Annotated in this window: 27 protein-coding genes and 1 pseudogene; 7 read left to right on the top strand and 21 right to left on the bottom strand. The window is 43.9% G+C overall.

The genetic code is table 11. The annotated features are described in order from the left end of the window. The first annotated feature begins 129 nt into the window (after positions 1–129). Positions 130–576 (top strand): hypothetical protein, encoded by a 447-nt coding sequence (locus NC238_12170; protein MCM1566673.1) that lies wholly within the window; start codon positions 130–132, stop codon positions 574–576. Between the two features lie 4 nt (positions 577–580). On the opposite strand, the gene NC238_12165 is transcribed toward NC238_12170, so the two are convergent. Beyond that, positions 581–1,273, bottom strand: a complete 693-nt coding sequence (locus NC238_12165; GenBank protein MCM1566672.1) for a DNA alkylation repair protein — start codon at positions 1,271–1,273, stop codon at positions 581–583. 233 nt (positions 1,274–1,506) lie between these two features. Between NC238_12165 and NC238_12160 the strand changes: the two genes are divergently transcribed. Further along, on the top strand, positions 1,507–1,674 hold the full coding sequence (locus NC238_12160; GenBank protein ID MCM1566671.1) for a hypothetical protein: 168 nt from the start codon (positions 1,507–1,509) through the stop codon (positions 1,672–1,674). A gap of 189 nt (positions 1,675–1,863) precedes the next feature. Here NC238_12160 and NC238_12155 read toward each other — a convergent pair whose 3' ends face one another. From NC238_12155 to NC238_12135, 5 genes and pseudogenes are all read right to left on the bottom strand, one after another. Next, entirely contained in the window at positions 1,864–2,592 is a 729-nt protein-coding gene (locus NC238_12155; GenBank protein MCM1566670.1) for an AAA family ATPase, read from the bottom strand. Between the two features lie 66 nt (positions 2,593–2,658). Further along, on the bottom strand, positions 2,659–3,060 hold the full coding sequence (locus NC238_12150; GenBank protein ID MCM1566669.1) for a secondary thiamine-phosphate synthase enzyme YjbQ: 402 nt from the start codon (positions 3,058–3,060) through the stop codon (positions 2,659–2,661). Positions 3,061–3,187: 127 nt separating this feature from the next. After that, positions 3,188–3,286, bottom strand: a complete 99-nt coding sequence (locus NC238_12145; GenBank protein ID MCM1566668.1) for a hypothetical protein — start codon at positions 3,284–3,286, stop codon at positions 3,188–3,190. Positions 3,287–3,366: 80 nt separating this feature from the next. Next, positions 3,367–3,444 (bottom strand): annotated as a pseudogene (locus NC238_12140) (serpin family protein). A gap of 23 nt (positions 3,445–3,467) precedes the next feature. Beyond that, positions 3,468–3,785: a hypothetical protein gene (locus NC238_12135; protein MCM1566667.1), complete on the bottom strand. Its 318-nt coding sequence runs from the start codon at positions 3,783–3,785 to the stop codon at positions 3,468–3,470. A gap of 50 nt (positions 3,786–3,835) precedes the next feature. On the opposite strand from NC238_12135, the gene NC238_12130 reads away from it, so the two are divergent. Beyond that, positions 3,836–4,288 carry a GyrI-like domain-containing protein gene (locus NC238_12130; GenBank protein MCM1566666.1) on the top strand — a complete coding sequence of 151 codons (453 nt, stop codon included), beginning with the start codon at positions 3,836–3,838 and terminating at the stop codon, positions 4,286–4,288. Positions 4,289–4,329: 41 nt separating this feature from the next. Here NC238_12130 and NC238_12125 read toward each other — a convergent pair whose 3' ends face one another. Together NC238_12125 and NC238_12120 are read right to left on the bottom strand one after the other, a co-directional pair. After that, a complete protein-coding gene (locus NC238_12125; GenBank protein ID MCM1566665.1) occupies positions 4,330–6,201 on the bottom strand; it encodes a DUF5301 domain-containing protein in 1,872 nt (623 codons plus the stop codon). Positions 6,202–6,368: 167 nt separating this feature from the next. Then, positions 6,369–7,607: a DUF5050 domain-containing protein gene (locus NC238_12120; protein MCM1566664.1), complete on the bottom strand. Its 1,239-nt coding sequence runs from the start codon at positions 7,605–7,607 to the stop codon at positions 6,369–6,371. Positions 7,608–7,777: 170 nt separating this feature from the next. Between NC238_12120 and NC238_12115 the strand changes: the two genes are divergently transcribed. Then, on the top strand, positions 7,778–8,092 hold the full coding sequence (locus tag NC238_12115) for a demethoxyubiquinone hydroxylase family protein (GenBank protein MCM1566663.1): 315 nt from the start codon (positions 7,778–7,780) through the stop codon (positions 8,090–8,092). Positions 8,093–8,200: 108 nt separating this feature from the next. Here NC238_12115 and NC238_12110 read toward each other — a convergent pair whose 3' ends face one another. The 12 genes from NC238_12110 to NC238_12055 form a co-directional block, all read right to left on the bottom strand. Then, a complete protein-coding gene (locus tag NC238_12110; GenBank protein ID MCM1566662.1) occupies positions 8,201–8,716 on the bottom strand; it encodes a DUF2812 domain-containing protein in 516 nt (171 codons plus the stop codon). 3 nt (positions 8,717–8,719) lie between these two features. Continuing rightward, positions 8,720–9,040 carry a PadR family transcriptional regulator gene (locus NC238_12105; protein ID MCM1566661.1) on the bottom strand — a complete coding sequence of 107 codons (321 nt, stop codon included), beginning with the start codon at positions 9,038–9,040 and terminating at the stop codon, positions 8,720–8,722. 191 nt (positions 9,041–9,231) lie between these two features. Continuing rightward, positions 9,232–10,101, bottom strand: coding sequence for an SDR family oxidoreductase (locus tag NC238_12100; protein ID MCM1566660.1), 870 nt, complete (start codon positions 10,099–10,101; stop codon positions 9,232–9,234). A gap of 124 nt (positions 10,102–10,225) precedes the next feature. Further along, positions 10,226–11,368, bottom strand: coding sequence for a toxic anion resistance protein (locus NC238_12095; protein MCM1566659.1), 1,143 nt, complete (start codon positions 11,366–11,368; stop codon positions 10,226–10,228). Between the two features lie 52 nt (positions 11,369–11,420). Continuing rightward, positions 11,421–13,115: a VWA domain-containing protein gene (locus NC238_12090; protein ID MCM1566658.1), complete on the bottom strand. Its 1,695-nt coding sequence runs from the start codon at positions 13,113–13,115 to the stop codon at positions 11,421–11,423. Positions 13,116–13,133: 18 nt separating this feature from the next. Then, positions 13,134–13,871: a hypothetical protein gene (locus NC238_12085; protein MCM1566657.1), complete on the bottom strand. Its 738-nt coding sequence runs from the start codon at positions 13,869–13,871 to the stop codon at positions 13,134–13,136. 415 nt (positions 13,872–14,286) lie between these two features. Next, complete coding sequence (locus NC238_12080; protein MCM1566656.1) at positions 14,287–14,634, bottom strand: phage holin family protein; 348 nt, start codon at positions 14,632–14,634, stop codon at positions 14,287–14,289. Positions 14,635–14,649: 15 nt separating this feature from the next. Next, positions 14,650–15,018, bottom strand: coding sequence for a hypothetical protein (locus NC238_12075; protein MCM1566655.1), 369 nt, complete (start codon positions 15,016–15,018; stop codon positions 14,650–14,652). Beyond that, the gene (locus NC238_12070; protein MCM1566654.1) at positions 14,999–15,415 is read right to left on the bottom strand and encodes a hypothetical protein; all 417 of its coding nucleotides are present in this window, start codon (positions 15,413–15,415) and stop codon (positions 14,999–15,001) included. Before NC238_12070 ends, NC238_12075 begins: the two co-directional genes overlap by 20 nt. A 31-nt stretch (positions 15,416–15,446) precedes the next feature. Beyond that, a complete protein-coding gene (locus tag NC238_12065; protein MCM1566653.1) occupies positions 15,447–15,830 on the bottom strand; it encodes a DUF2089 domain-containing protein in 384 nt (127 codons plus the stop codon). Positions 15,831–16,067: 237 nt separating this feature from the next. Next, positions 16,068–16,301 (bottom strand): hypothetical protein, encoded by a 234-nt coding sequence (locus NC238_12060; GenBank protein MCM1566652.1) that lies wholly within the window; start codon positions 16,299–16,301, stop codon positions 16,068–16,070. 1 nt (position 16,302) lies between these two features. Next, positions 16,303–16,626: a heavy metal-binding domain-containing protein gene (locus NC238_12055; protein ID MCM1566651.1), complete on the bottom strand. Its 324-nt coding sequence runs from the start codon at positions 16,624–16,626 to the stop codon at positions 16,303–16,305. A 202-nt stretch (positions 16,627–16,828) separates the two neighbouring features. On the opposite strand from NC238_12055, the gene NC238_12050 reads away from it, so the two are divergent. From NC238_12050 to NC238_12040, 3 genes are all read left to right on the top strand, one after another. After that, complete coding sequence (locus tag NC238_12050; GenBank protein MCM1566650.1) at positions 16,829–18,250, top strand: hypothetical protein; 1,422 nt, start codon at positions 16,829–16,831, stop codon at positions 18,248–18,250. A gap of 143 nt (positions 18,251–18,393) precedes the next feature. Beyond that, positions 18,394–18,639 (top strand): hypothetical protein, encoded by a 246-nt coding sequence (locus NC238_12045; protein MCM1566649.1) that lies wholly within the window; start codon positions 18,394–18,396, stop codon positions 18,637–18,639. A gap of 194 nt (positions 18,640–18,833) precedes the next feature. Next, a complete protein-coding gene (locus NC238_12040; protein MCM1566648.1) occupies positions 18,834–21,842 on the top strand; it encodes an EAL domain-containing protein in 3,009 nt (1,002 codons plus the stop codon). A gap of 21 nt (positions 21,843–21,863) precedes the next feature. On the opposite strand, the gene NC238_12035 is transcribed toward NC238_12040, so the two are convergent. After that, positions 21,864–22,994, bottom strand: coding sequence for an aldo/keto reductase (locus NC238_12035; GenBank protein MCM1566647.1), 1,131 nt, complete (start codon positions 22,992–22,994; stop codon positions 21,864–21,866). Positions 22,995–23,006: the final 12 nt, after the last annotated feature.

Genomic DNA, 23,006 nt, shown 5'->3' with positions numbered 1-23,006 from the left:
TAGGCCCGGATAAAAAGAGTTGACGCCAGAGCCCCCAATCATGGAATAACGATGTCTACCTTATACATAAAAAGCATTTAAACAGAGAAACATTAATAACAAATTTTAATACTATGGGGGTATCCAAAAATGAAAGACTCTATTGGAGCTGCTACCATTGCAGGTATTATTGGCACAATGATCATGGACGTCTTATCCTATATAATTATCGCTTTGGGAATTCCGATGACATCTCCATGGAATATAGCCGCAGATGTTTTTCTAAATTGGAGTGAAGTTAATTCACCCATCGGGATATTTTTAGGAATAGTCGGAACAATGGCCTTGGGTATTGGCACAACCATAATATTAGTTATCGTCATGAAAATGACCGGTAAGGATTTTGCCATTTTAAAAGGCATCATCGTGAGCAACGCCGTTGGGTTTGCTTCGATGGGATTGTTTATGCCCTTATTGAATATTGCCCCTCAAATACAATTGGAACCTCTCACCAATCTGTTTGCGCTAATCATTTTAACGATTTTTGGCGTTATTATATCTTTCATCCTTAAAAAATACGGTACATTTGAGATTTAACCCGTTATTTTATTTTCAGCGTTCGCAGGTACGCCTTTGCTTTGTCGCTGATCCGGTAGCTCTCAATCGCTTTCTGGATCGCTTTGTTATGCGTCCACTTCTCCAGACGCTGTTCCTGAATGTACGGTAAAGCCGCTTCGTACTGTTTAGCCAATGCTGTTGCGAAATACCAGGCAATCATCATGTTGACATAATATTCCTCCGACCGGATACCCGCCACCAGATCAAGCATCTCCGGCCGGAAATCGTCATCGAGATAGAAGCTCATCAGCATTCCCATCCCGAAACGCACTGTATAGGTCCGGTTGGATATCAGCCAGACTTTGATTTTTGCGTAGAGCTCTGGTAAATGCTTTTTAAATATCTTCGGTGAAATCAGATCACAGGTTGCCCAGTTGTCGATGTACGGCAGAAAGGCGTCAACGGCGCGAGCTGCGGTCTCATAATCCTTGATCGTTTCAATCAGGAAACCGTGCAGATTATTTTCTTCATAATAGGCGTGCGGCAGGATTTGGAGAAACTCCGAAGCCTCCGGCGTTTTGGCAAATTCCCGGGCGAGCTTCCGCAGATCCGGTGTGCGGACGCCGATCACGGTTTCCGGGTTCACTGTAGGCATAAGTTTGCACGCAAACTCTTTGTATTTCAAATCCTGCAGTTCGAATAGCCGGCGCTGTATCTCTTGTTCTATGCCACTCATCGTTTACCCTTTCATTGATAGAAATCTCGAATTTCCATTTATTTGTATAATAAAATCATCAATCATACCACAGATAATCGGCAGTCTCTTCGAATACCCAAGTAGTCGTTTAACCCCAGATTTAGAATCGTATCCATCTTACCCGAGATTTTTTTGTTTTTTTGAAGGATATTCCATTTATAGAAAGAATTATTTAACTATTGATTGATAAATAAATAATAGGGGGTGTTATTATGGAATTTTCGGGTGCTGCTCTTGGCTTGTATTTTATTTTCATGATTGGAATTATTGTCAGTTATGTTTTTACAATCATCGCAATTTGGAAATTATCGAAAGCCCATCAATCACTCGCAGAAACAGTAAAAGTAATCGCTGAGAACATTAAACCAAAACAGGAATAATAAAGACAAAAATAAGCAGAACACCGATCAAACTGATATGCTCCCCTTGTGTAGACAGTTTAAATAACAAAAACTGTTTATTACAAGGAGGGGCTTTTTTTGGCTCGCGAGTCTAACTCAACGTTAGGAGGAAGTAACGCAAATCCCTTTTTCCGCCGGATTGAATTGGTACCAGAAAACGATCTCCATTTATTCCAATAAAATATCCAGCATTTTTTTCGTGTTATTCAAGAAAGAACGCGTGATTTGATAGTGCTCCGTCTCTTCATAGCGTACCTGCTCAAATCCGTCACGAATCTGATAGATCAAGGCATCCGGGTAGGCCATGATGATCGGGGAATGCGTGGCAATGATAAACTGAGACCCTTCGTTGATCAATTCATGCATCCTTGTCAGCATCGACATTTGCCGTGAAGGAGATAACGCCGCCTCCGGTTCATCCAGAATAAAGATACTCTCCCGGCAAAACCGATTCTGAAAAACCGCAAAAAATGACTCGCCATGCGACTGTTCATGCAGCGATCTTCCGCCATAAGCCCCTTCCAACATTAAATCTTCAACATTGGAGGCAAAATTATAAAAGCTCTCTGCTCTGAAGAAGAAACCATCTCTGGGCCTTTTGGCTCCTTTGATAATTTTGATATATTGATTCAAGTCTGAATGCGTCGCTCTGGAAGTAAAATTGAAATTCTTTGTCCCGCCTTCCGCATTAAAACCAAACGCAACCGCGATTGATTCTAAAATAGTTGATTTCCCCGAACCATTTTCCCCGACGATGAACGTTACTTTGGGGTGAAAAGACAACCTGTCTAAGTTCTTGATGGCAGGTAAATGAAAGGGGTATTCCGCAAAGGAGGGGACACGCTCCCTGTCTAATTCAATATAGCGTATGTACTGGTTAAGGCTGTTGAATTCCATTATCCTACCCCCTTAACGATTTGATCCTAACCGCTCATTGATTGTGAATTCAATAAGGCTCTTGCTTTACCCCGGAAGAATCTTTACCAAAAAAGTCCGTTCTCTGGGACCATCAAATTCACAAAAGTAGATTCCCTGCCATCGGCCAAGGAGGAGCTTGCCATTTTGAATCATCACGGTTTGGGAGGGGCCTACCGTACTGCTTTTTAGATGGGCGGCAGAGTTCCCTTCATAATGCCTGTCTTCAGGATCATGCTGCGGGTAGATCTTATCCAGCCTGCGCAAGAAGTCCGCTTGTACATCCGGGTCAGCGTTTTCATTAATCGTGATCCCTGCTGTGGTATGGACCGAAAAGACAACGGCAATCCCTTCCTGGATGTTTTCCTGCACCAGATATTTTTCAATCTGAGCCGTAATATCCAACATTTCTTCCTTTTTATTCGTTTTTAAATGGATTTCATAGAGCATGATGATTCCTCCGTAAATATGATAGAAGCCAATCACTTATTCCATTTGGTAGTAATATTCATAATTATACCATTATTTATAGTTATTTCTTTTTTCTTTGGTTTTGAGAATATTTTTCTTAGGGCTATTATATTTTCACTTCATGCACCTTGCCCATAAATAGAATCGTCCCCGTTTCATCATCCGCAATGATGAACAGAAATGGCCGGTCGGCGATGAAAGCCAAAGGTTCGCTAAACCCTTCGTCATTTCCACAGCAGTCGCTGCGGCGGCTTCACTGCCCTCTTCGTTGACCTCGATGACCGCTTTATGAAGTACCCGGCTGATACAAATGTCACTTTGGATACCGGAAAAGTCAGCTTTCTCCGTAAAGGCTTCGCCCATCCCCAAAGCGGTCAGGCTGTCGTTTAAATTTTTGATTCGTATTCCAGTTTAAAACGCGGCAGCTGCACCAGCACATTATCCCGTTCTGAGATGCTTTCTTTTATTGCTTTCCACTTACTGGCGTTCAGTGACGCGATAAAATCCCGGAGGGTTTCGTCTTCGCCCGGCAAAATGCAGTACATTGCTGCTTTGCCTTTTCCGTACGGAAGCCGGACAGCGTGAAAATTTTCTCCCTGGCCGTATCCCACCTTCCCCGTTCTGCTCATCATCATCTCGTCCGTCGTGCCGTCTGCCGCATGAAACTCTCGAAAAACATAATAAAAAGAGTTGTTGAAATACATTTTAAAGCATGTTACCGTTCAAATATGTTAATGAAAAAGGAGTGGTGACAATGGCTTATCAGCTTCAAGAAATGCCGGCAAACCGCATAGCATATATGCGGCGGGTTGGCCCCTATGGTGTACAGAATTATACGCTTATGGAGAAATTCAAGGTATGGGTCAAGGCCAATGGTCTGTTTACAAAATCTGCAATCATTTTGGGAATTTCACGGGATAATCCCGAAACAACACCGTCTGAAAGTTGCCGTTATGATGTCTGCATTGTTGTCGCCGATGACTATACAATAACGGATGCTGGTGTAAACGAAGCGAAACTGCCCGGCGGTAGATACGCCGTTTTTACGGTTGCTCACACCGCCGAAGCAGTTCAGGAAGCGTGGAGTGAAATCTTTTCCGAGCTATCAGCCAAAGGCCAGCAGCCGGACGTTTCCAGACCTATCCTTGAAAGATACATACCTGCCATGATTGACAATCACCTGTGCGAGATTTGCGTACCCATCTAGACCGTTCCCCGTATCGCAGCCGCTAAATATTTTATTTTCTTTTAATAAGCTCTGACATCATGCTCAAGAAAAACAATTTCATTTGTCTTCTCATTGAGATAGAATTTAAAACGCTCCGTACTGACCTTGTTAAGTTTAGCCGTATCGCCCTCGTTGATCATTTCCCGGATTGCTTGCCAGACCTTTAGCTTACCGCTTTTAATCTTTTCACCTTTTTTCTCCAGCACATATTGCATAGGTTTGGTTAAAGTTTGTTTGTCATCCGGGGCGAGAAGCTGATAGTCATAGATGGAGACGTAAGCAAATTCATCAAAGCCATATTGTTCCACGACCACATCATAGATCGTTTTGCCGTTCTGCTTGAACGATCGGACTTGCTGTAAGCCGTAGATCGGCTCGAGTCTATAGCTGCCGGGCTTAACCGTATAGACCTTGCCGTCAAAATTCCAGTCTCGGTCTGAAGACTGATGAATGACTTTCTTCACTGGAAAATGGGATGTGATCACATCCTCCACGTATTGCTTGGTAAGATAATTGTGACCCGCTTTCCATTCGTTAATGTCAAAAAGAATGAAGGCATAATACAAGTAATCCGGGCTTTCGGCAGGAGCCTTCCCTTCTTCAAATTCGGGAACATAATCGAACCGGTTGGCGATTGCCAGATCAAATAACCAGGCACTGTCTTTCTTTGCAACAGGTACCTGAAAGCTTACACCGATTATTTTCCATTGCGCTGCCCCACCGGAAGCGGATGTATCGGAAATGCGGTTCAGCTGCATGATCATTTCATTTTGCTTTTGCACCCCGAAACGAACGGTTGCCGTGTATTCGTATTCCGGCGGTGCTCCCTCGTCCAATTCAAAATCTTTGCTGGTTTTCACGACCGGATCAAATGTTTCCAGCTGGTACTGTTCAAACTTAAGTTCACTTCCATTTTCCGGCGGCGTACCTTGCTCATAAAGTGCAATCATCTCCTGAACCGGCTTCAAAAGCTGTTGTTTATCCAGGGTGTCGGGATCGGCTGGAATCACCCCAAAGGCTGAGAGGAGAATTTCTTGATAGGCTTTGGCCTTCAGTTCGCTAATGGCGACATAGGGCTTTTCCGCATAGTACTTGCCGCCCTTCTCATAGAGGTAATAGATATTTTGCGGGGACAGTATGACCTTGACATAACTTTTGGCATCGGGGACAACGTTGATACTCTGCATCTTGGTGGGAGAAGCATCGGTTAACAAGGTAGAAATCCGCTCAACCAATTCCTTGTTGCTTTGCGGAATCGCCACCGTATTTTTGACTTCGGCATTGCGGTACTTGAGAAGTTTGATGTCTGTTGCGTATGCTTCCAGTTGGCCTCTCTGACAAAAGCTTTGCAACAGAAGGGGAATTTCGCTTTGGAGCTGCAGATAGTCGTTTTTCAAGGTGTCATCGCCGGGATCATATTGCCTATCAGTCGGGGTCCGGACAAAATAAATCCAGTCTTTGCCGTCTACTTTTTTTTGAGCGAACGGGATCATGTTTGTTCCCCATTCGCCGCCATCCCATCCGTAGCCTCTCAGCTCATCCTCGGGGATCTGCAGAATGCTGAACAGAAAGCCGAAGTCAGGTCTGTATTCTTTGTATTTATCGTGATTACTTTTACTGTAGACTTGAATAAACGTTCGATCGTCATATTCGTGGATCGGCGCGGTGACATATTTACCCTGCCAGCTTTCCGGAAAAACAAGGCTGCCGCCAGTAACAGAATTCGTATAAACATCCAACGTTTTATCCTGTCCCGACTCCATCGCCGGTGATGCCTGATTGCAGGCTGTGAGCCCTCCGATCAGACAAACTGCTGCTAAGAAAACGCCAAAGACACCCAAACACCTGCGCCTTTTATTGGCGTTTATACAATTGGCAAAGCGTTCCTTCATTCTGTTTTTCCCCCTTAGCGAACAGTTATCCTTCTTCTTTTTAACATCAATAATGATACTATTATTGAGACTTTTGCATGCGATATCGACGAGTCTCTTTCGAGTACTCTTTTATGAATTTACTTCCACCTTGGCTTGGCGATGACTACACTACCATTGGGTTCTGCCTATTCCTGAAACGGCCAGCGGCTGACTTCCCCGATTTGCAGATTGATCCGGGCAAAAGTAGGGGGCTGGGCATTTTCGTCTTCCTCAATATAATAGCCATAGCCGTCCAAATAAAAAAGATATCCGTCGACGAGATACTCGGCTTCATAATCATCGCAAGGCCATTTTACCCGGTATGTCCCCCTTTGACCGGTGGGCCCGCCATCCATCGTGTAAAAATAGAGCCAATCACCATACACATAGCTCATGCTATCGAGTCCAAACCGGTCCATTTTCAGGAAAGCAAGTTTCACGGCTTTTCCTGCTTTTTGATCGACCCGGAAGACCGACCAGCCTGCGGAAGAAGGAATACCATCCGGACCCCGCTCTTCAGTCACAATGTAGAATTGGCCGTTATAACGGGAGCCTCCTCCAAACTGTCCAAGGATAATATTTTCACCGGTCCGGTTATTCAGCAAATGCTGCGTTTCACTGTCTTCGTAATCCGTATAAATCAGATAGTCATTGTCGGCAGCAGTGATATAGGTGCGCCCTTCGGCCAGCAATTCACTGCGGCTCCCGTCCAAGGCCGCCCGGTAAAGGTCCCTGTTATTCATGTGGGTGTAATAAATCCATTCGTCCTGGATGGAAAAGTAATTGCCGACATTCTTGATCAAGATCTGGATGTTGGTGCCGTCTTTATTCATCGTACACAAATTTCCGCGCGGGGTCTGGTTAATATCGTCAAAACCGATCTGATCGGTAAAATAGATCTTATCTTCTGTCAGCCACAATTGCAGCGAAGAGTTCGTACAGATCTTTTCTGTGTTTCCCTTAAGGTCAACCCGGTAAATACCCCGTCCCAGATAATAGTAGGGCACATAGTAGACATAGGTGCCGTCAAAGTAGAGCTTATGCACGGAGTGGGTCTTTACCAGTCGCCGTACTGTATTCTTTACGGTATCCACCATATAAATCCCGTCCTGCAGCTCGGCATAATAAATCAGGATGTTGCCGTTCTTGGCGAAAAACTTCCCGCTGTGCATGCTGTCACTTTTTTCATCCGAGATAGCTGCACTATTCTCACTTGAAGCTCCGGTCTCCTGTAGCCCCGGCGCTGTGTCTCCTTGGCTGCCGGTGTTTTCAGTTGCCGGAGATGGTTCAGCAGCACCGGCAGGACCCGTGGCAGACTCAGGCTGCGCAGCGCAGCCTGACACCAGCAAAAGGATTAGCGCAAGGCAAACCCACCCATATTTCATTTTTTTCATCCGGTGCACATTCATCTTATCTCCCCAAAACCTATTATTTTTTATATTTACTCACCTTCGTTGCTGGCTGCCGTAATCGTTACCAATAAATACCTGATTACCGCTTTCATAAACAGGCAAACTATAAGATAAACTCATTTTCATAGGAAGGATATGATCTTATGGCTTTACTTGGAAATCCATTTGTAGCCAATGTCCCTAAGCAAATGTCCAATGAGGAGTTGGCCCAGGCCCTTCGGGTTGATATTGCAGGGGAGTACGAAGCAATTATCGGCTATGAATCGCATGCTATGGCAACAAATGATGAGAGAGCAAAAAAGGTTCTCCACCATATTGCTGATGAAGAAAGACAACACGTCGGAGAATTAGAACAGCTGCTATCCATGATTAGTCCAAAGGACTTGACGTCTATAGAAAAGGGAAGACAAGCCGTACAACAACAGCAATCTCAAAATTTTCAGGCCCCTATGCAATAAGGACTTCATTTTAGTAAAATTCTCCAAATAAATTCGTTCTCCTTTATTTTCCCCATGCTATCAGCGCTTGTCATAAAAAAACAGCCTTGTCCCAAGGCTGTCACTTCTTCATATTTCCTCACGTTTTAACTGCTCAATTTTCCACTGGCATTTCCACACGATCTTTAACATCGCTAAAGCAATGATCCCAAGTAACACTGTAAAAGCCCCAAAGAGAACCTCACCGCTATCAATGGCTGCCATCAACTCCACCAAGAAACAGATGATTTCTATGGCCAAAAAAACGGTGAAAAAACGCTTGATCTTACTGTATTGCATGATTTTAGATTGGGCATCCGTATACATCTCAAAGGGCCCGTCTGCAGCCTTTTTCCGCAAAAAGACCCATCTCCACCACTGACCGATGACTTCTACGCCCGTATCCGTCATGAAAGATGCATAATCAGCCTTGTCGCCGTTCCAATTATCCAGTAAATCTATCTGATAATTGTATTCACCGGGTTCACAAGGCACAAACGTATAAAATCCAAGGAAAAATCTTTTCAAAGCCCATCCTTCTAAAGACATTTTTTGAAGCCAATCCTGTTCGGCATCTTTGTCATAATACATTCTGAATTTTAACATCTTTTAGTTCCGCCCCTCATCCATCTTTTTTGCATTCTTAACAAGTTCATTCAGCCTTTGAACTTCGTGCTGAAAGACTTCCACACCCCGGCCCGTTAGAAGGTACTCTTTTTTCTTTCTGGATTCCTTATCCTCACTGTATAAACGGATCCACCCTTTTGAAAGCATGGAATTAATCGCCCCGTATAAGGTCCCCGGTCCTAATGTGACTCTTCCGCCGGTCATTTCGCTGATATCCTGAATAATCCCGTAGCCATGATTCGGTGTGCGAACTGCCAATAAGATATAAAACAAGGCTTCTGTCAAAGGTGTATTATTATCCAAACCAATCATCCTCCGATATATCTTTTAACGATATATAATATATCATCTGACGATATATGTGTCAATGGTTCCTCCTTGTCTTGACAAAAAAATTCCGTGGAACACCTTTCCACGGAAACAGCAGCATTTTTATTAAGCCGCCTGCTTAAAACTGTTTTGCAAAGCGAACAGGCCTATAAACCTCGCTTCTTCTAATTATTGATAATCGTCCCGCCGTTGATATGCAGGATTTGGCCTGACATATAGGCGGAATCGGCATCGGCCAGAAAAAGGTAGGCGGGAGCAAGCTCCACCGGCTGGCCGGCACGCTGCATCGGGTTCGTACTGCCGAAGGTATGAACTTCCTCGGCACTGAAAGAAGCGGGAATAAGCGGAGTCCAGATCGGGCCGGGTGCTACGCCGTTGACCCTGATTCCCTGTTTGGCTAAGGATTCGGACAGAGACCGCGTAAAAGATACGACTGCACCTTTCGAAGAAGCATAATCGATTAAACGGACTTCACCTTGATAGGCGGTAATTGAAGCCGTATTGATAATCGCAGCGCCTTTTTGGAGATGAGGCAGTGCGGCGCGGGTCAGGTAAAACATGGCAAAGATGTTTGTCCTGAATGTTCTTTCCAGCTGTTCGGAAGTGATATCCAGAATAGAGTTCTGGGGATGCTGCTCCCCGGCATTATTGACCAGAATATCCAGATGACCAAAGGTTTGGATCGTTTCCCGGACGGCCTGATTGCAGAACATCTCGTCGCCGACATCCCCTGCGATCAGCAGGCAGCGACGGCCAAGCTGTTCTATTCTTGCCTTGGTCATTTCTGCATCCTGATGTTCATTGAAATAGATAATTGCCAGGTCGGCGCCTTCTTTGGCATAGAGAATCGCAACGGCCCTGCCGATCCCGCTGTCCCCTCCGCTGATCAGGGCAATTTTCCCCCGGAGTTTGCCTCCCGGCTGATAGTTGGGATCCTCAAAGGCAGGGCTCGGGTTCATTAATGTTTCCAGTCCGGGCTGAAAATCCTGGTGCTGCGCAGGGAAAGTCGGCTGCGGAATGATTGCTTCTGTCATAACGGTTCTCCTTTGGTTTTTCCTTCATTTTCTCCCAAAAAAGCAGTATTCATTCCGCAAACGATCATTCATCATCAGGGTGCGCCTAATCAAGCTAATGTCCTTTATTCATAAGTTTTGTGACTTACAGGAACGACAATTTATGACCGTTTTCCAGCTGCTGGATCTGCTGTTCCCCTTTTTCAGCTAGTTCCTTGAACTGATTGATCGTATCCCGCATTCTGGGAAGGGCTTCTTGCTTATAGGTACTGATGGAATCCAGAGCGGACAAAGCATCTGCAAAGGCGCTTTTCAGGGTATCGACGGAAATATTTGCTTCCATCGCCTGCTTATGGATCTCCATTCCCTGTTCTTTGAGCATTTTGGAAGTACTGCTGATGATATTATTGGTGGTTTCGTTTAAGAGCTGGATCTTTTTCAAGACGATCTTCTGGTTATAAAGAGCGCTCGCGATCGTTACCGAGATTCGCAGAGCAGAAATTGTAACGTTTTTAGCCCGGTCGACACCCCGGATCAGCTCTTTATTGTTGCGGATCACAATTTCAATAGCCATGATGCCCTGCTGGTTTACGACGATCATCTGCTGCAGATCCATCAGCCGCTGCCGGAGAGGGAAGAGCACTTCTTCCGTAATAAATTTGATTTTTTCCGGGTCTTCGTTATTGGCCTTCGCTATTTCTGCTTGCTTCTCAATCGCCTGGTCCATCAGTGTTCCGAGCTCAATTTCTTTGCGGAGTTTCTTGGTCAGATCCCGCATGGATTGCTGCTCAATCTCCAGTGTTGTATTGTCATTCTTTAAGGTCGTCTTTCCTTTTTCCAAAGAAACGACAATATCGGCAATGGCTGAATCCGCCTTCTCATATTTATCAAAATAGGCTCTGATCGGGTTAAAAATTTTACCGAGGAATCCTGTTTTCGTAAAATCAATGATACTCGGGTCCAGGTCCTTTAATTCCCGGTGAAGTTCCATCAATCCCTGAGCGACGACGCCGCCTTCGTCTCCGTCTTTGGCTAAATTGCCCACAGTGATCTGGAGCAGGGAATTCTTCTCAGATGAGTTTTTCATGGTGGCCGTCCCGAAAGAATCCAGAGACTGCAGGATCTGCCGTCTGCTCTCCAGCGATGCGACGTCCAAAGACATGATTTCCGCGACGTTAGTATTGGCTAAAGTTTGCAGCTGGGCCACCTCTTCAGGCACCGGCTGAACCTGTTCGATCACTTCCTGTTTAATGGCCGCTTCATTGGCGACTTCCATCGAAAAAGACATTTCCTTGTCCTCCCTTATTTATCCGTCCTATATTATAGTATCTTGGCGTTTTTTACATTTGTGCATTGAAAAGGTTGCCGAGCTGATAGACGACATTATCGGTATCGGCGTTGATACTCGCAGCCTCGTTAATACTGGAGATGCTTTGCAGCGCCTCAATTTTGGCATTATAGCCGATCGTGTAAATCGGAATTTGATACGTTTCGAGCACACTTCGGATTTCATCCAGGCTATGGCCTCTATTGGTTGCCCCGTCACTCAGGACAAAGATCATTGGTTTCAGATCCGGATTGGATGCCGTCTGTTCCTGAATCATCTGAGTGGCAACTGCGATCGCATCAAATGTTGCCGTATTACCATTGGCTTCCAGACTATTGACAGCCCCTACAAAATAAGAACGCTGGGTGATATCAAACGGTTGGATCGGAAGATTAATCGTGACATTGTTGGAATAAGAAATCAAACCTACCCGATTGTCTTTGCCGATAAAGTTTGCTCCCTGCAGCAAGGACTGTTTCAGCTTGTTCAAAGGCTCCCCGGCCATGCTTCCGGAAACATCGGCGATGAAAACGGCACAAATATTTTTGGTACCGTTCTTCTTTTCTTTCCACAATTCCTGGGCTTTGCTGATGACGCTTCCGTTAACCGGTCCCAGCTCGGACTTATACTCATTCAAATGATTGAATCCATACTTGGTGGCCAATTTCTGGTATTTGTCCTGCTTGGCAAAATCAATAAAGGTTTTCAGGATATTTGTTTTTTCTGAAGATAAATTGCCAATGGCATAAACCGGGCTGTCATGTCTTACCCCAAACGGTGTGAAGACGTAATCCGATTGCAGCTCCGGCGAATTGGCATATGTCTGATATTCCAGCATGAATCCGTCCAGTACACCGGACTTGGCAGAATCTCTCATCTGCAGGGTGGTATAGGCTACGAACGGAATATTGTTCTGGAACGTTTCAAAGCCCTTTTTTGCTTTATCACTTAACAAATTGCTGCTGTCAAATGTATCCAAGGCCGTTATCAGGAAATTCAATCCTGTCGAGCTGGCAAAAGGATTGGTATATCCCATGGCCAGTTCATTGGCCGAGACTGCATCTGTAACTGTTTTGATATTAATGGCGCCGTATTTTTTGATCAGTTCCTCGTTTTTCGACTTGGAGATCAGGATTCCGGCTACATTTCCGGCCAGCTTCTTCTCTACCAGCTGGGTCTGTACGCCCTCAGACTTTATCATTTCACCCCAAAGTTCATTGGAAGGTGAAAACGCATCCGGCACATACTTGCCGGAAGTAATGTAGTCGGCAGCCACACCGGAGGCAATCCCCCGGATCCTGACCGATACCGGTTTTCCGTCCACCATGATTCCAGCGTTATTAAAGTCTGTGGCGACTTCCGTTAACCAGCCGTCCGTACCGCTGCCCGCTTTTTCCGTGGAAGAGAATATTTCCACATAGGCATCCGTCGTCTTGTCTACCTGCGCGGGATATTTGGAGATATTCGGCAGGGAATCTTTCAGTTTAGCCGCATCCAGGTTCACTTGTCCCTTGACGAGATCAGTCTGATTCACTTTGATGTCTTGGACGATGCTTTCCAGGGTCTTTCCTGCTTTTTCAGCATTTACCTGGACATCATCTTTCCCTAAGTTCTTCGTCAGCGAAATACCGAAGTAGACAACAGTGAAGACAAAAACCGCAGCACCCAGCAGAATCAGGAGCTTTTTTGGAGAACCTACTCTTGCCATTCTTTTGATCCCTTCCCTTTACCGATAATATTTGACTTGTTGAATCAGGTTATTAATTTCTTCCATGCCTGGCATATTTTCAATTTCACTGCTTTCCAGACTGGTTAATTTGGATATTTCAAGCAGCAGCTTATCCAGTTTCAGCAAGATTTGTTCGTTTTGCTGTGCCGCATTGCTGACAAATGCCATATGCTCATGATAGACACTGAGTTTTTCTTTCCTGAATTCTTCCGAAAGCGATTTTCCTGCTTTGCGCGTGATAAATATGTAATCTTCTTCATCAAAGGCATTGAGCCGATTGATAATGCTTTTGATATTAATATAGAAAACTTCTCCCACTTCGGTGACCACTGCCTGAAACTTTTGGAAGCTCATTTCTGACGGGCTGAATTTCTGCTGCAGGACATCTATAATAGTTTCCTGTTTCTTTTCAATTCTCTCAATTTGTCCGGTCAGCAGATCGATGGTTTCGGCAAACGTCTTTTTATGGCGATGAAGCCGTAAGGCTGCTGCATATTCCTCCGGAGAATCAAGCTCTTTGGTCTGAACCATTTTTACTTTTTCCATCAACATTTTGTAATTGCCATAAAGAAACAGGACTGCACAGATAAATAAGATCGTACAGCTCAAAGCGGTGACAAATGCGCCGGATCCCCCTATTTTTAATCCGACAATTCCCGGGGAAAAGATAACAATCAGCACGGCGGCTATGCCAATATTCAGCCCAAGCAGCTTGAGGATTTTATTCATTCCCAATGTCCATCAACGCTCCTAAAAGGATCGGTTATTCCCTATTTCTACAAAATCATACGAAAATAACCTTAAATCCACATTAAAAATAATAAAAGATCATTCTTCCTATAATTATAACATTCTTCATCGGTCTGTGCATTCCTTTTAAGTATTCGGACAATCCATATCCAGATGTAAATCTTGGTTTTATTCTATGATTGATCAATTGAATAAGTTAACATTTGTAGTCAGGTGAGCTTGAACAGTTGCCATACGATCGAAGAGGCAGTCTCGTTGTTCCAGGCAAAAGAAAAGATCCGGTAAGCTGAATAACAGAAACCCTTCAGGATATATTCCCGAAGGGCTACGCTGCATCAAACAAAATTCGACATCTCTGTTCAGGCAGGCGGTTTTGTCCGCTCTTTTTCTTATACGATCTTTATCTTTTCTTTTCTTTTAAATCTTTGACCAGCCAATTACACAGCGAAACAATGAGGGAGGTCACAAAGGCTGCGAAGAACCCGTGAATCCCCAGACCGGGCATCAAGGCTGCCGTCAGCATGACCATCCAGGTATTGACGATCAGGATGAATAATCCGAAAGTCAGTAAGCTGAAAGGAATGGTCAGCAGCAGGATCACAGGCCGTATAAGCAGGTTGATTACGCCGAGCAGCAGTCCGGCCCCCAGCAGTGCTAGCGGATTACTTACCGCAATCCCCGGTACGATATAAGAAGCGATGATCAATGCCAAAACATTGATTAAACATGTCAGGACCCATTTGTGCATGTTCTGTTCCCCTTATTAAAATAAATCCACATAAATTTGAATGGCCTTGTCTTCAACCTCAATCATCCTGAATCTGCCGCAGGTGCGCAACTCCCGGATGATGCCGCTTACGGCTTGAAGCACGGCGCTCACAGGCATCCCTATGATATATTGGCGCCATTGGCTGTCAGCGCGTTTATCCCTGTCGGCTTGTTTATTCTCATCGTGCTTTCCCGAAAGCTTCAGAATCCGCTCCCCTACCCAGGCGATATCCTGTACGGCCTCGAATGTATCTTCCACTACCCAAACCGGAATAGGAATCAGCCATTTCCTGCGGTTTTTGTTTCTGATGCTGACCACGATCAGAAAAGCTTTTCGCGGCCGCTTAGTCCACAAATACCTCAACTTTCATCCTTCCTTCGTGCGGATCATCGACATCGACATCTACCAGTTTACCGCCGGAAGATCCTTGTTCTAATTCCTGGATAAGTTCATTCAGAAGGTATTCAAGGTCGATTCCTCTTTTGTCGATTTCACTTTTTGCTTCCGGCGGGATGAAGGCCATCGCCGCATTGGCCAGCTTTGTCACCGATTTAACCAGGTTCATCGGAATATTGACGTTGACTTTCGGCGCTTTCTCCCCTTCTACCCGGACTCGTAAAAAACGGTTCGCAAAAACCGACACGGCAGGACTGACTTCAGGCGCACTTTCCTCGATGGCTTTCAGAAGCTCCATCCCTTCGGCAGCAGTAATTTTACCCTCTTGGATCATTTCCAGGACTTTTAACCTTTCGCTGCTCATGACACCATTCCCTTTCTTATTTCCACTCTTCTTATTTTCCAGCCTTTTTCAGGCGGCTGGCGGCTTCCTGCGAAGTGATTTCTCCGCGATCCAGGGCGTCCAGAATTTCCTTGCGGTTTTCTCTTTCCTCCTGCAGATCCGAACCATCCACTTTATATCCCAATGCTTGAATGGCGCTGTCCAGGCGTCCCCTGACGGTAGGGTAAGAAATTCCCAGTTCCTTTTCCACATCTTTGATGTTACCCCGGCACTTAATAAAGACTTCAATAAATTCAAGCTGGTCGGGAGGGAGCTGACAAAATTTACATGGGATAAACTGCCCTTCCAGGGTAGTGTTGCAGTTCATACAGTTCAGTTTGCTGACATACAGGCTATGTCCGCAAATCGGACACAAACCCGGCGCTTTGTATTGAATCATTTTCACCCCCAAATTGGAACCACTCTAAGGTTTTACAAATTAAGAATAGCAACAAATATTAATTTTGTCAACTAGTGTGTTAACTATATTAATATAATAATTAATTATATTAATATAGTTGATTATTGTCCTATAATTTATAATCCTTTATAAATTAAGAAATTATAGAAATTGCTTAAGGCGAGAAAAAGCCGCGATGAAGGATCGTATACCCACTTCATCAGCGGCCTGTAGTTAGTCTTTAACCTCTTTGTAAAACCGATTACCGGTTTCCGGTTCATAATAGACTTTAAGTTTCTTCCCGTTAACTGGGTCGATAAAAACCTCATCCGTAGCCATATACCCTTTGGGTATATCGTTTCCCTGATTTTTTCGATAACGTTTATCCCAAAGAAACCAGGAAAGGAAGGCAATGATAAGAAATATACCAACTTCCAATAATATATAGATTTCAGCCGCTATTCTCATCTTAAACTTCTTTCTCCACCACAACCGCAGTCCCAAAGGCGACAATTTCACTCATGGTCTGTCCAATTTCGCTGGAATCAAACCGCATCATCACAACAGCGTTTGCTCCCATAGCCTGGGCATTCTTAACCATACGGTCTATCGCCTGTTTACGGGTATCTTCAAGCAGGGCGGTGTATTCATGGATTTCTCCACCGATAAGACTGCGCAGCCCAGCTATGATATTCCCGCCTAATCCCCGGCTGCGAACAACGAGACCGAACACCTGGCCTTTAACATCCGTTACTTTGTAACCTTTGATATTTTCGGTCGTGACGATTAACATGCTATCGCTCCCTTTTTATTCTTATTTTACAAATCTTTTAGCCAGCTTACAATTACTTTCTGCAATTCCGGATGAATGTGTTGAGAACCGGTATGTAATCCTGATTGGTACGAGAACTATACACATAAATTGTGTCAGAAGTGGACAATGTTCATATGATGTACCAGGGAAAAGTCTGTCCTAATTTTTGGAGGGTGATTAAGTGTTCAATAAATATGGTTTCCAAAAAATAACTCCCCTAAACGGTTTTGATACAAACCCCAACAACGCCATGCAAAACAACTATGCCTGGTCAATGGCTGAGATGGGAGAATATCTCTATGTAGGAACCGGAAGAAATATTCTCTATAACATTCTCCTGACGATTAAGAATGCAGGAATATTGGGGGATTTCGAAATCCCGAAGGAGCTAACCCCTGAGGTTGTCGATAACAGAGCAGAAATCTGGCGTTATAACAAAGCACTTCCCCATGCCGGTTGGGAGAAAGTTTTTAAAGCTCCAGCTGATTTCAATATCATCCAAGGTTTTCGGTATATGATCCGTTATACCGACCTAAACGGTCAAACGGCTCTTTATGTCGGTGGATATTGTCAGAGTAAGGTAAGGACATTTAGGTCAACAGATGGATTGTCCTGGCTTGAAATACCCAATGATAATCTTAACGGTACTTCCACAAGGGCGATGGTGATTCATACCAACCAAAAACTCTATATGTCAACTGTAGATGAGATCTCTCAAACTCTAACTGCTCTGATTTATGAATATATCCCTCCTGCCGTTCACTTTCCAAATGGCAGATGGGAGCAGGTTACTGGGGATCCAGGCAATCCCGGATTTATCCAAGGTAAAAACCCAAGCGGGCAAGTGATGATGATGGCAAGCTTTAAAGGACACCTTTATGCCGCTACCTCTAATCAGGTGGAAGGATTTGAACTTTGGAGAACTGAAGGCACAGGACCAATTATTAATGAATGGAAATTGGTGATTGATAAGGGGGCCGGTGATGCACTTAATATTATTCCCTTAACACTTGGAGCGTTTCAAGATCATTTATATGTTGGCGCCATTATGTTCCCCCTTCTTGCTCAACAGCCGATGAATCTCTCTGCATTTAAACCCTTTGATCTGGTAAGGATAGACGCGCAGGATCATTGGCAGCTGGTAATCGGGAGTAAGGCTAAAAAGCCTACCAATCCCACCACGGGCACACGCGGCAAAGCTTTGAGCCATAAACCCTCGGGTTTAGGAAATCCCTTTAATTTATACTGCTGGCAGCTGGAAGAATACAATGGGGAGTTCTTCCTGGGCACATTTGACTGGTCTGTACTCCTTAAACCGCTCGTTCCCGCTATCATTCCTGCAATTCTAAATTTGCCGGGATTTTTAGAAGAACTTCTGCGAATCATTCTTACAGTGCTGCTTACAGTAGGCGATGCAATCTATCCATTTAATGGATTTGATTTGTTTAAGTCTAAGGATGGCATTCATTGGTCTCCCATTACCTTAAACGGCCTGGGAAATCCTCATAACTACGGCGCAAGGATCTTGTTTAAAACAGCAAACGGGCACTTGAATTTAGGAACAGCCAACCCATTTGATGGTTGTGAAGTTTGGTTCCGCTAAACCAGCGCCTCCTTTGTCACCATTATTAAACAATCAACTATAAGAAAATATTTTTGCTCAAATGGTTATAAATGGTAAAGTTAGTTCTTGTAGAAGTATTCGCATGGTGATATGATAGATCCTAGAAGCAGGGGGATGAGCGTATGGATAAATCGGATTTAATTCTGGAAAAGCTAAACTCCATGGAAAAGGCTTTACGAACAGAGATTAAAATGCTGAGCGACAAGCAAAATGAATTTACTGAAAGACAAAATGAATTTACCAAAAAACAAAATGAATTTTCCGAAAAACAAGATATGACTTGGCAAGCTATCAGGGAAATGAGAGATGAACTGACAAATAATAGCTTAAAAATAAAAATTATTGACAACAAGGTAAAGGCTTTATAGCCTTTATTTTTTTGACATAAAGTTGAACATTCATTTGCATTATAAGGCAATTCTGTAAAATAGTTGATGCTTTCTGAAAAATGATGAAGGAAAATGTAGTTAAAAGTAGAATAATTTGTTGAATAGCCATTGATTACTTTATTGAAAATGATGTAAATCTGATCTTAGCAGTATTTTCATCAGAGAAGGGAAATATGGAATCATCACATTTCTTTTCAGTTTTATTTTTCTTTTCTTGTGTAATGAGCAGCTTTCTTGGGGCCTATACACTTTATCTTGACCCGAAAGCCGGATTGAACAAAGCTTTTTTTGCGCTGTGCATTTCCTTGAGTCTATGGGCTTTCGGGTTTTCCATTTGCGTTTCTGCCCAGACTCAAGAACTTAGCTTAATCTGGCGCAGGATCTCAGTCGTTGGTTGGGGTTCGTTTTTCAGCATCCTGCTTCATTTCAGTATCATTCTAACCGAGAAAAAAAATTTGCTAAACAAATGGTGGCTGTACCTTCTGCTTTATTTCCCCTCGGTCCTGACAATGTATATTTATGGGCTCTCCGGTTCCGCGGAATCGAAGTATAAATTAATCCATACAGCCAATGGCTGGATTAATGTTCCGAATAGCGGCTTTAATTCTTTTTTCAATTATTATTATATTATTTTCTGCATCGTTTCCGCAGGAATGATCTGGTTATGGGGGAGAAAAGCTTCTTCCTGGAATAGTAAGAAAAAGGCAAGGCTCATTCTATCTTGGATTATTGCGACTTTAATCTTTGCATCCTTTACGGATATTGTCGCCAGTACTTTTTGGAAAATGCCGCTTCCCCAATTGGCTCCTTTTATTATCTCGATGTCGCTCATCGTCATTTACTACGCAATTAAAAAATATGGACTGATGAAGCCGGAAAAGATCATCACTGATGAAGAAACCATCTTAAATGAATCCACCCGCGGCAATATTATCAGCTATATGGCCTATGCTATGTTTGCCTGCGGCTTTATTAATTTTGTTTCGTTTTTTCTTTTTGACATGACGAACGATTTGACGCCCGTCATATTGACAAGTATCGCTGTCCTTTTTTTAGGACTTATCATTTTGTTCGTGAAGTGGATGCCTATAGCGGAAGATAAAAAAGATATTACTTATTTTGTGGCGAGTGTTCTCTCCATTCCAATTTTCACTTTAAGGTTTATTGAATCCGGAAGTATTACGGTTTGGGCGTTTCCAATTATTTTTGTAATTATTGCCCTGGTGTTCAATCAACGCATTATCTTAGCTTCATTGGCAATTTCCATCATATCTACCCAGATTCTGGGCTGGTTCATAGCGCCAAAGGTTAACGTTGAGATCAATGCTCAAGACTATTTGGCAAGAATCTTGTTTTTCCTTGTCGTTCTTGGGTTGGCTCTCTATGTCAACAAACTGTACATTCGCAGACTGAAAGAAAACGCTGAGCAGATGAAGCTGCAGAAATTAATCTCGAAGATTTCTTCGGATTTCATTACAGCAAATCAAATGAATTTAGAGCAGAAAATCAGTCAGGCGCTTGAGGAATGCGGACGGTTTTTTGAGATGGACAGGGCATGGATTTATTTACTGGACCGGGAGCTACATCGCGTTACCCTTCCGTTTGCTTGGTACCGGCATGATCGTGTTATCAGAGAAGCGATAGAATGCCCGGGAGCGGAAGACTCGATCCTCATGAATCAGATATCAGAGGGCAAAATGATTCATACAAAATCAGTCATTTGCCTGCCCATTGCTGGAAACGGTCAGATATTAGGCTCATTCGGGATTGACTCCCGCAGAACCCCTAAAAAATGGCGTGAAGACCAGATTGATTTACTCAAGGTCATTGCAAATATTTTGGGAGACGCTCTGACGAAAGTCCAGGCGGAAAAAGAAATTAAACAACTAGCCTACTATGATCATTTGACAAAGCTACCCAACCGGGTGTTGTTCCAGGACAGGGTCACGCAAGCGATCCACCAAGCCGGCCGGATTCAAAAGATGCTCGCGGTGATTTTCCTGGATCTTGATTCTTTCAAAACGGTTAATGATACTTTGGGCCATGAAGGCGGGGACGAACTGATCACTAAAGTCGGGCAGAAATTATTGGAATGCACCCGCAAAACCGACACGGTATCCCGTTTTGGCGGCGATGAATTTCTGATTTTGCTGAATAATATTTCCGACTATCAAGATGTTATGATCATTGCCGATAAAATCATGGGTTTATTCAAAGAACCGGCGGTATTAAGAGGTAAGGAATTCTTTGTTACAGCAAGTGCAGGGATTGCGCTATATCCTATCGATGGACAAGATACGGAAACGTTGATTATAAACTCAGATATTGCGATGTATCAGGCCAAAGAAAAAGGGAAAAACCAGTATGCCCTCTGTTCTTCCGAGATGAAAGAGGACATTCGGAATAAAATGATACTGAAAAACAGTCTGTTCCGAGCTTTAGAACGCGAAGAATTGCTGGTGTATTACCAGCCTCAGGTCCATCTTCCGGAAGCAAAAATCATCGGAATGGAAGCTTTGTTAAGATGGAAGCATCCGGAGTTGGGAATGGTATCCCCGGCAGTATTTATCCCGATTGCCGAGCAAAGCGGGATCATTAACACGATCGGAGAATGGGTACTTAAAACAGCTTGCCGGCAAAATAAGATCTGGCAGGAAAAAGGTTATCCTCCGGTGCGGATGTCTGTTAATATTTCGGTAAATCAACTTCGTGACCCGAATATTGTTGAGCAGATCGCAAATGTCCTTCAAGAAACCGGACTTCAACCCAAGTATCTGGAATTGGAAATTACAGAAGGTTCTGCGATAAATGAAACAAATATTGTTCAGGTTTTAAACGATTTTAAGAAATTAGGGATTACCATCTCTATCGATGACTTTGGCACAGAATACTCCTCTTTAAACAGGCTAAAGAATTTGCCGATCGATCGTTTGAAGATGGATATGCATTTTGTTCATGGTATTGAAAAAGATGAAAAAGACAGAGCAATCACCAAAGTCATCATAAATCTTGCTAAAAATCTAGACCTGGAGGTTATTGCCGAAGGGGTGGAAACCGAGAAACAAGTACAATTCTTAAGCCGGAACATGTGCAACGAGGTTCAGGGTTATTATTTCTACCGACCAATGCCTGCTGAGGAAATCGAAGGATTATTAAGAAAACCATGCGCCAATATCCTATAGATACATAGATTCTCTACAAAATCAGCTCCAACCACCTGTCGTCTTCGCCGTAAATTCCGCATGTACTTTCTTCAGCAAGACCGGGATATTCAGCGCCTGCGGACAATGTTCCTCACAGCTTCCGCAAGAGATACACTGATCAGCACCGGAACCGGAGGGGAGCAAGTTTTCCCTGTACATCCCTTTGTCCACCCAATGCGTTTTCATAAGCTGGTGGCTGTTGTAGAGTCTGAATATTTCAGGAATGCTTACGCCTTGGGGACAGGGCATACAATAGCGGCAGCTTGTACAGCCGATGCTGTTATTGGACTCGAAAGCTTCCCGGATTTTTTTGATCAGGTTTTGGTCAGCCTCGGACATTACGTTGACTGCAGATTCATCAAAGATCCGCAAATTATCCTTCAACTGCTCCAGCGTGCTGGCCCCACTAAGAATTACGGAAACCTCAGGCATATTATAAAGCCAGCGGAAACACCACGCGACCAAGGATCTCTTTTCCGGATATTGATGAACCAAATCAACGACTGCTTCAGGAACGTTCGCCAGCATGTAGCCGCCCCTTAGCGGTTCCATGATAACGACCGCCAGGCCCTTGCCTGCCGCATATCTCAACCCCTCGATCCCGGCCTGCTGATTTTCATCCAGAATATTCAGCTGAATTTGCGCCATTTCCCAGTCAAAGGTATCCACAATCTGTTTGAATGCCGGCAGTGTCCCATGAAAAGAAAAACTCTTGTGCAGTATTTTACCCTTTTGGATCATTTTATCAAGAAAAGTAAGGCCATCAAAATGATTGACTTTCTCCCAATTGTCATGATTCATGTTGTGAAGAAGATACATGTCGATATGATCGGTTCCCAAGCGTTCCAGCTCTTCATCCAAGTATTTCTCAAAGTCTTTGTGACTGCCGATTTTCCATATAGGGCTTTTGGTGGCGATCAACGCCTTATTCCGATAGCCCCCTTGAAGCGCTTTCCCGGTAATTATTTCACTGTTTGGATACATGTAAGCGGTGTCCAGGTAATTGACTCCGTGATCCACCGCATACCGCACCATTTCTATCGCTTCTTTTTCACTTTTCGGGAACCGCATACAGCCAAGCCCCAGCCTTGAAACTTGGAGTCCTGTTTTTCCTAGTATCGTATATTGCATGATATTACGCTC

Source organism: Dehalobacter sp. (genome assembly GCA_023667845.1).
In the GTDB taxonomy this organism is placed as follows: domain Bacteria; phylum Bacillota; class Desulfitobacteriia; order Desulfitobacteriales; family Syntrophobotulaceae; genus Dehalobacter.
This window is presented reverse-complemented; position numbering and strand designations above follow the sequence as displayed.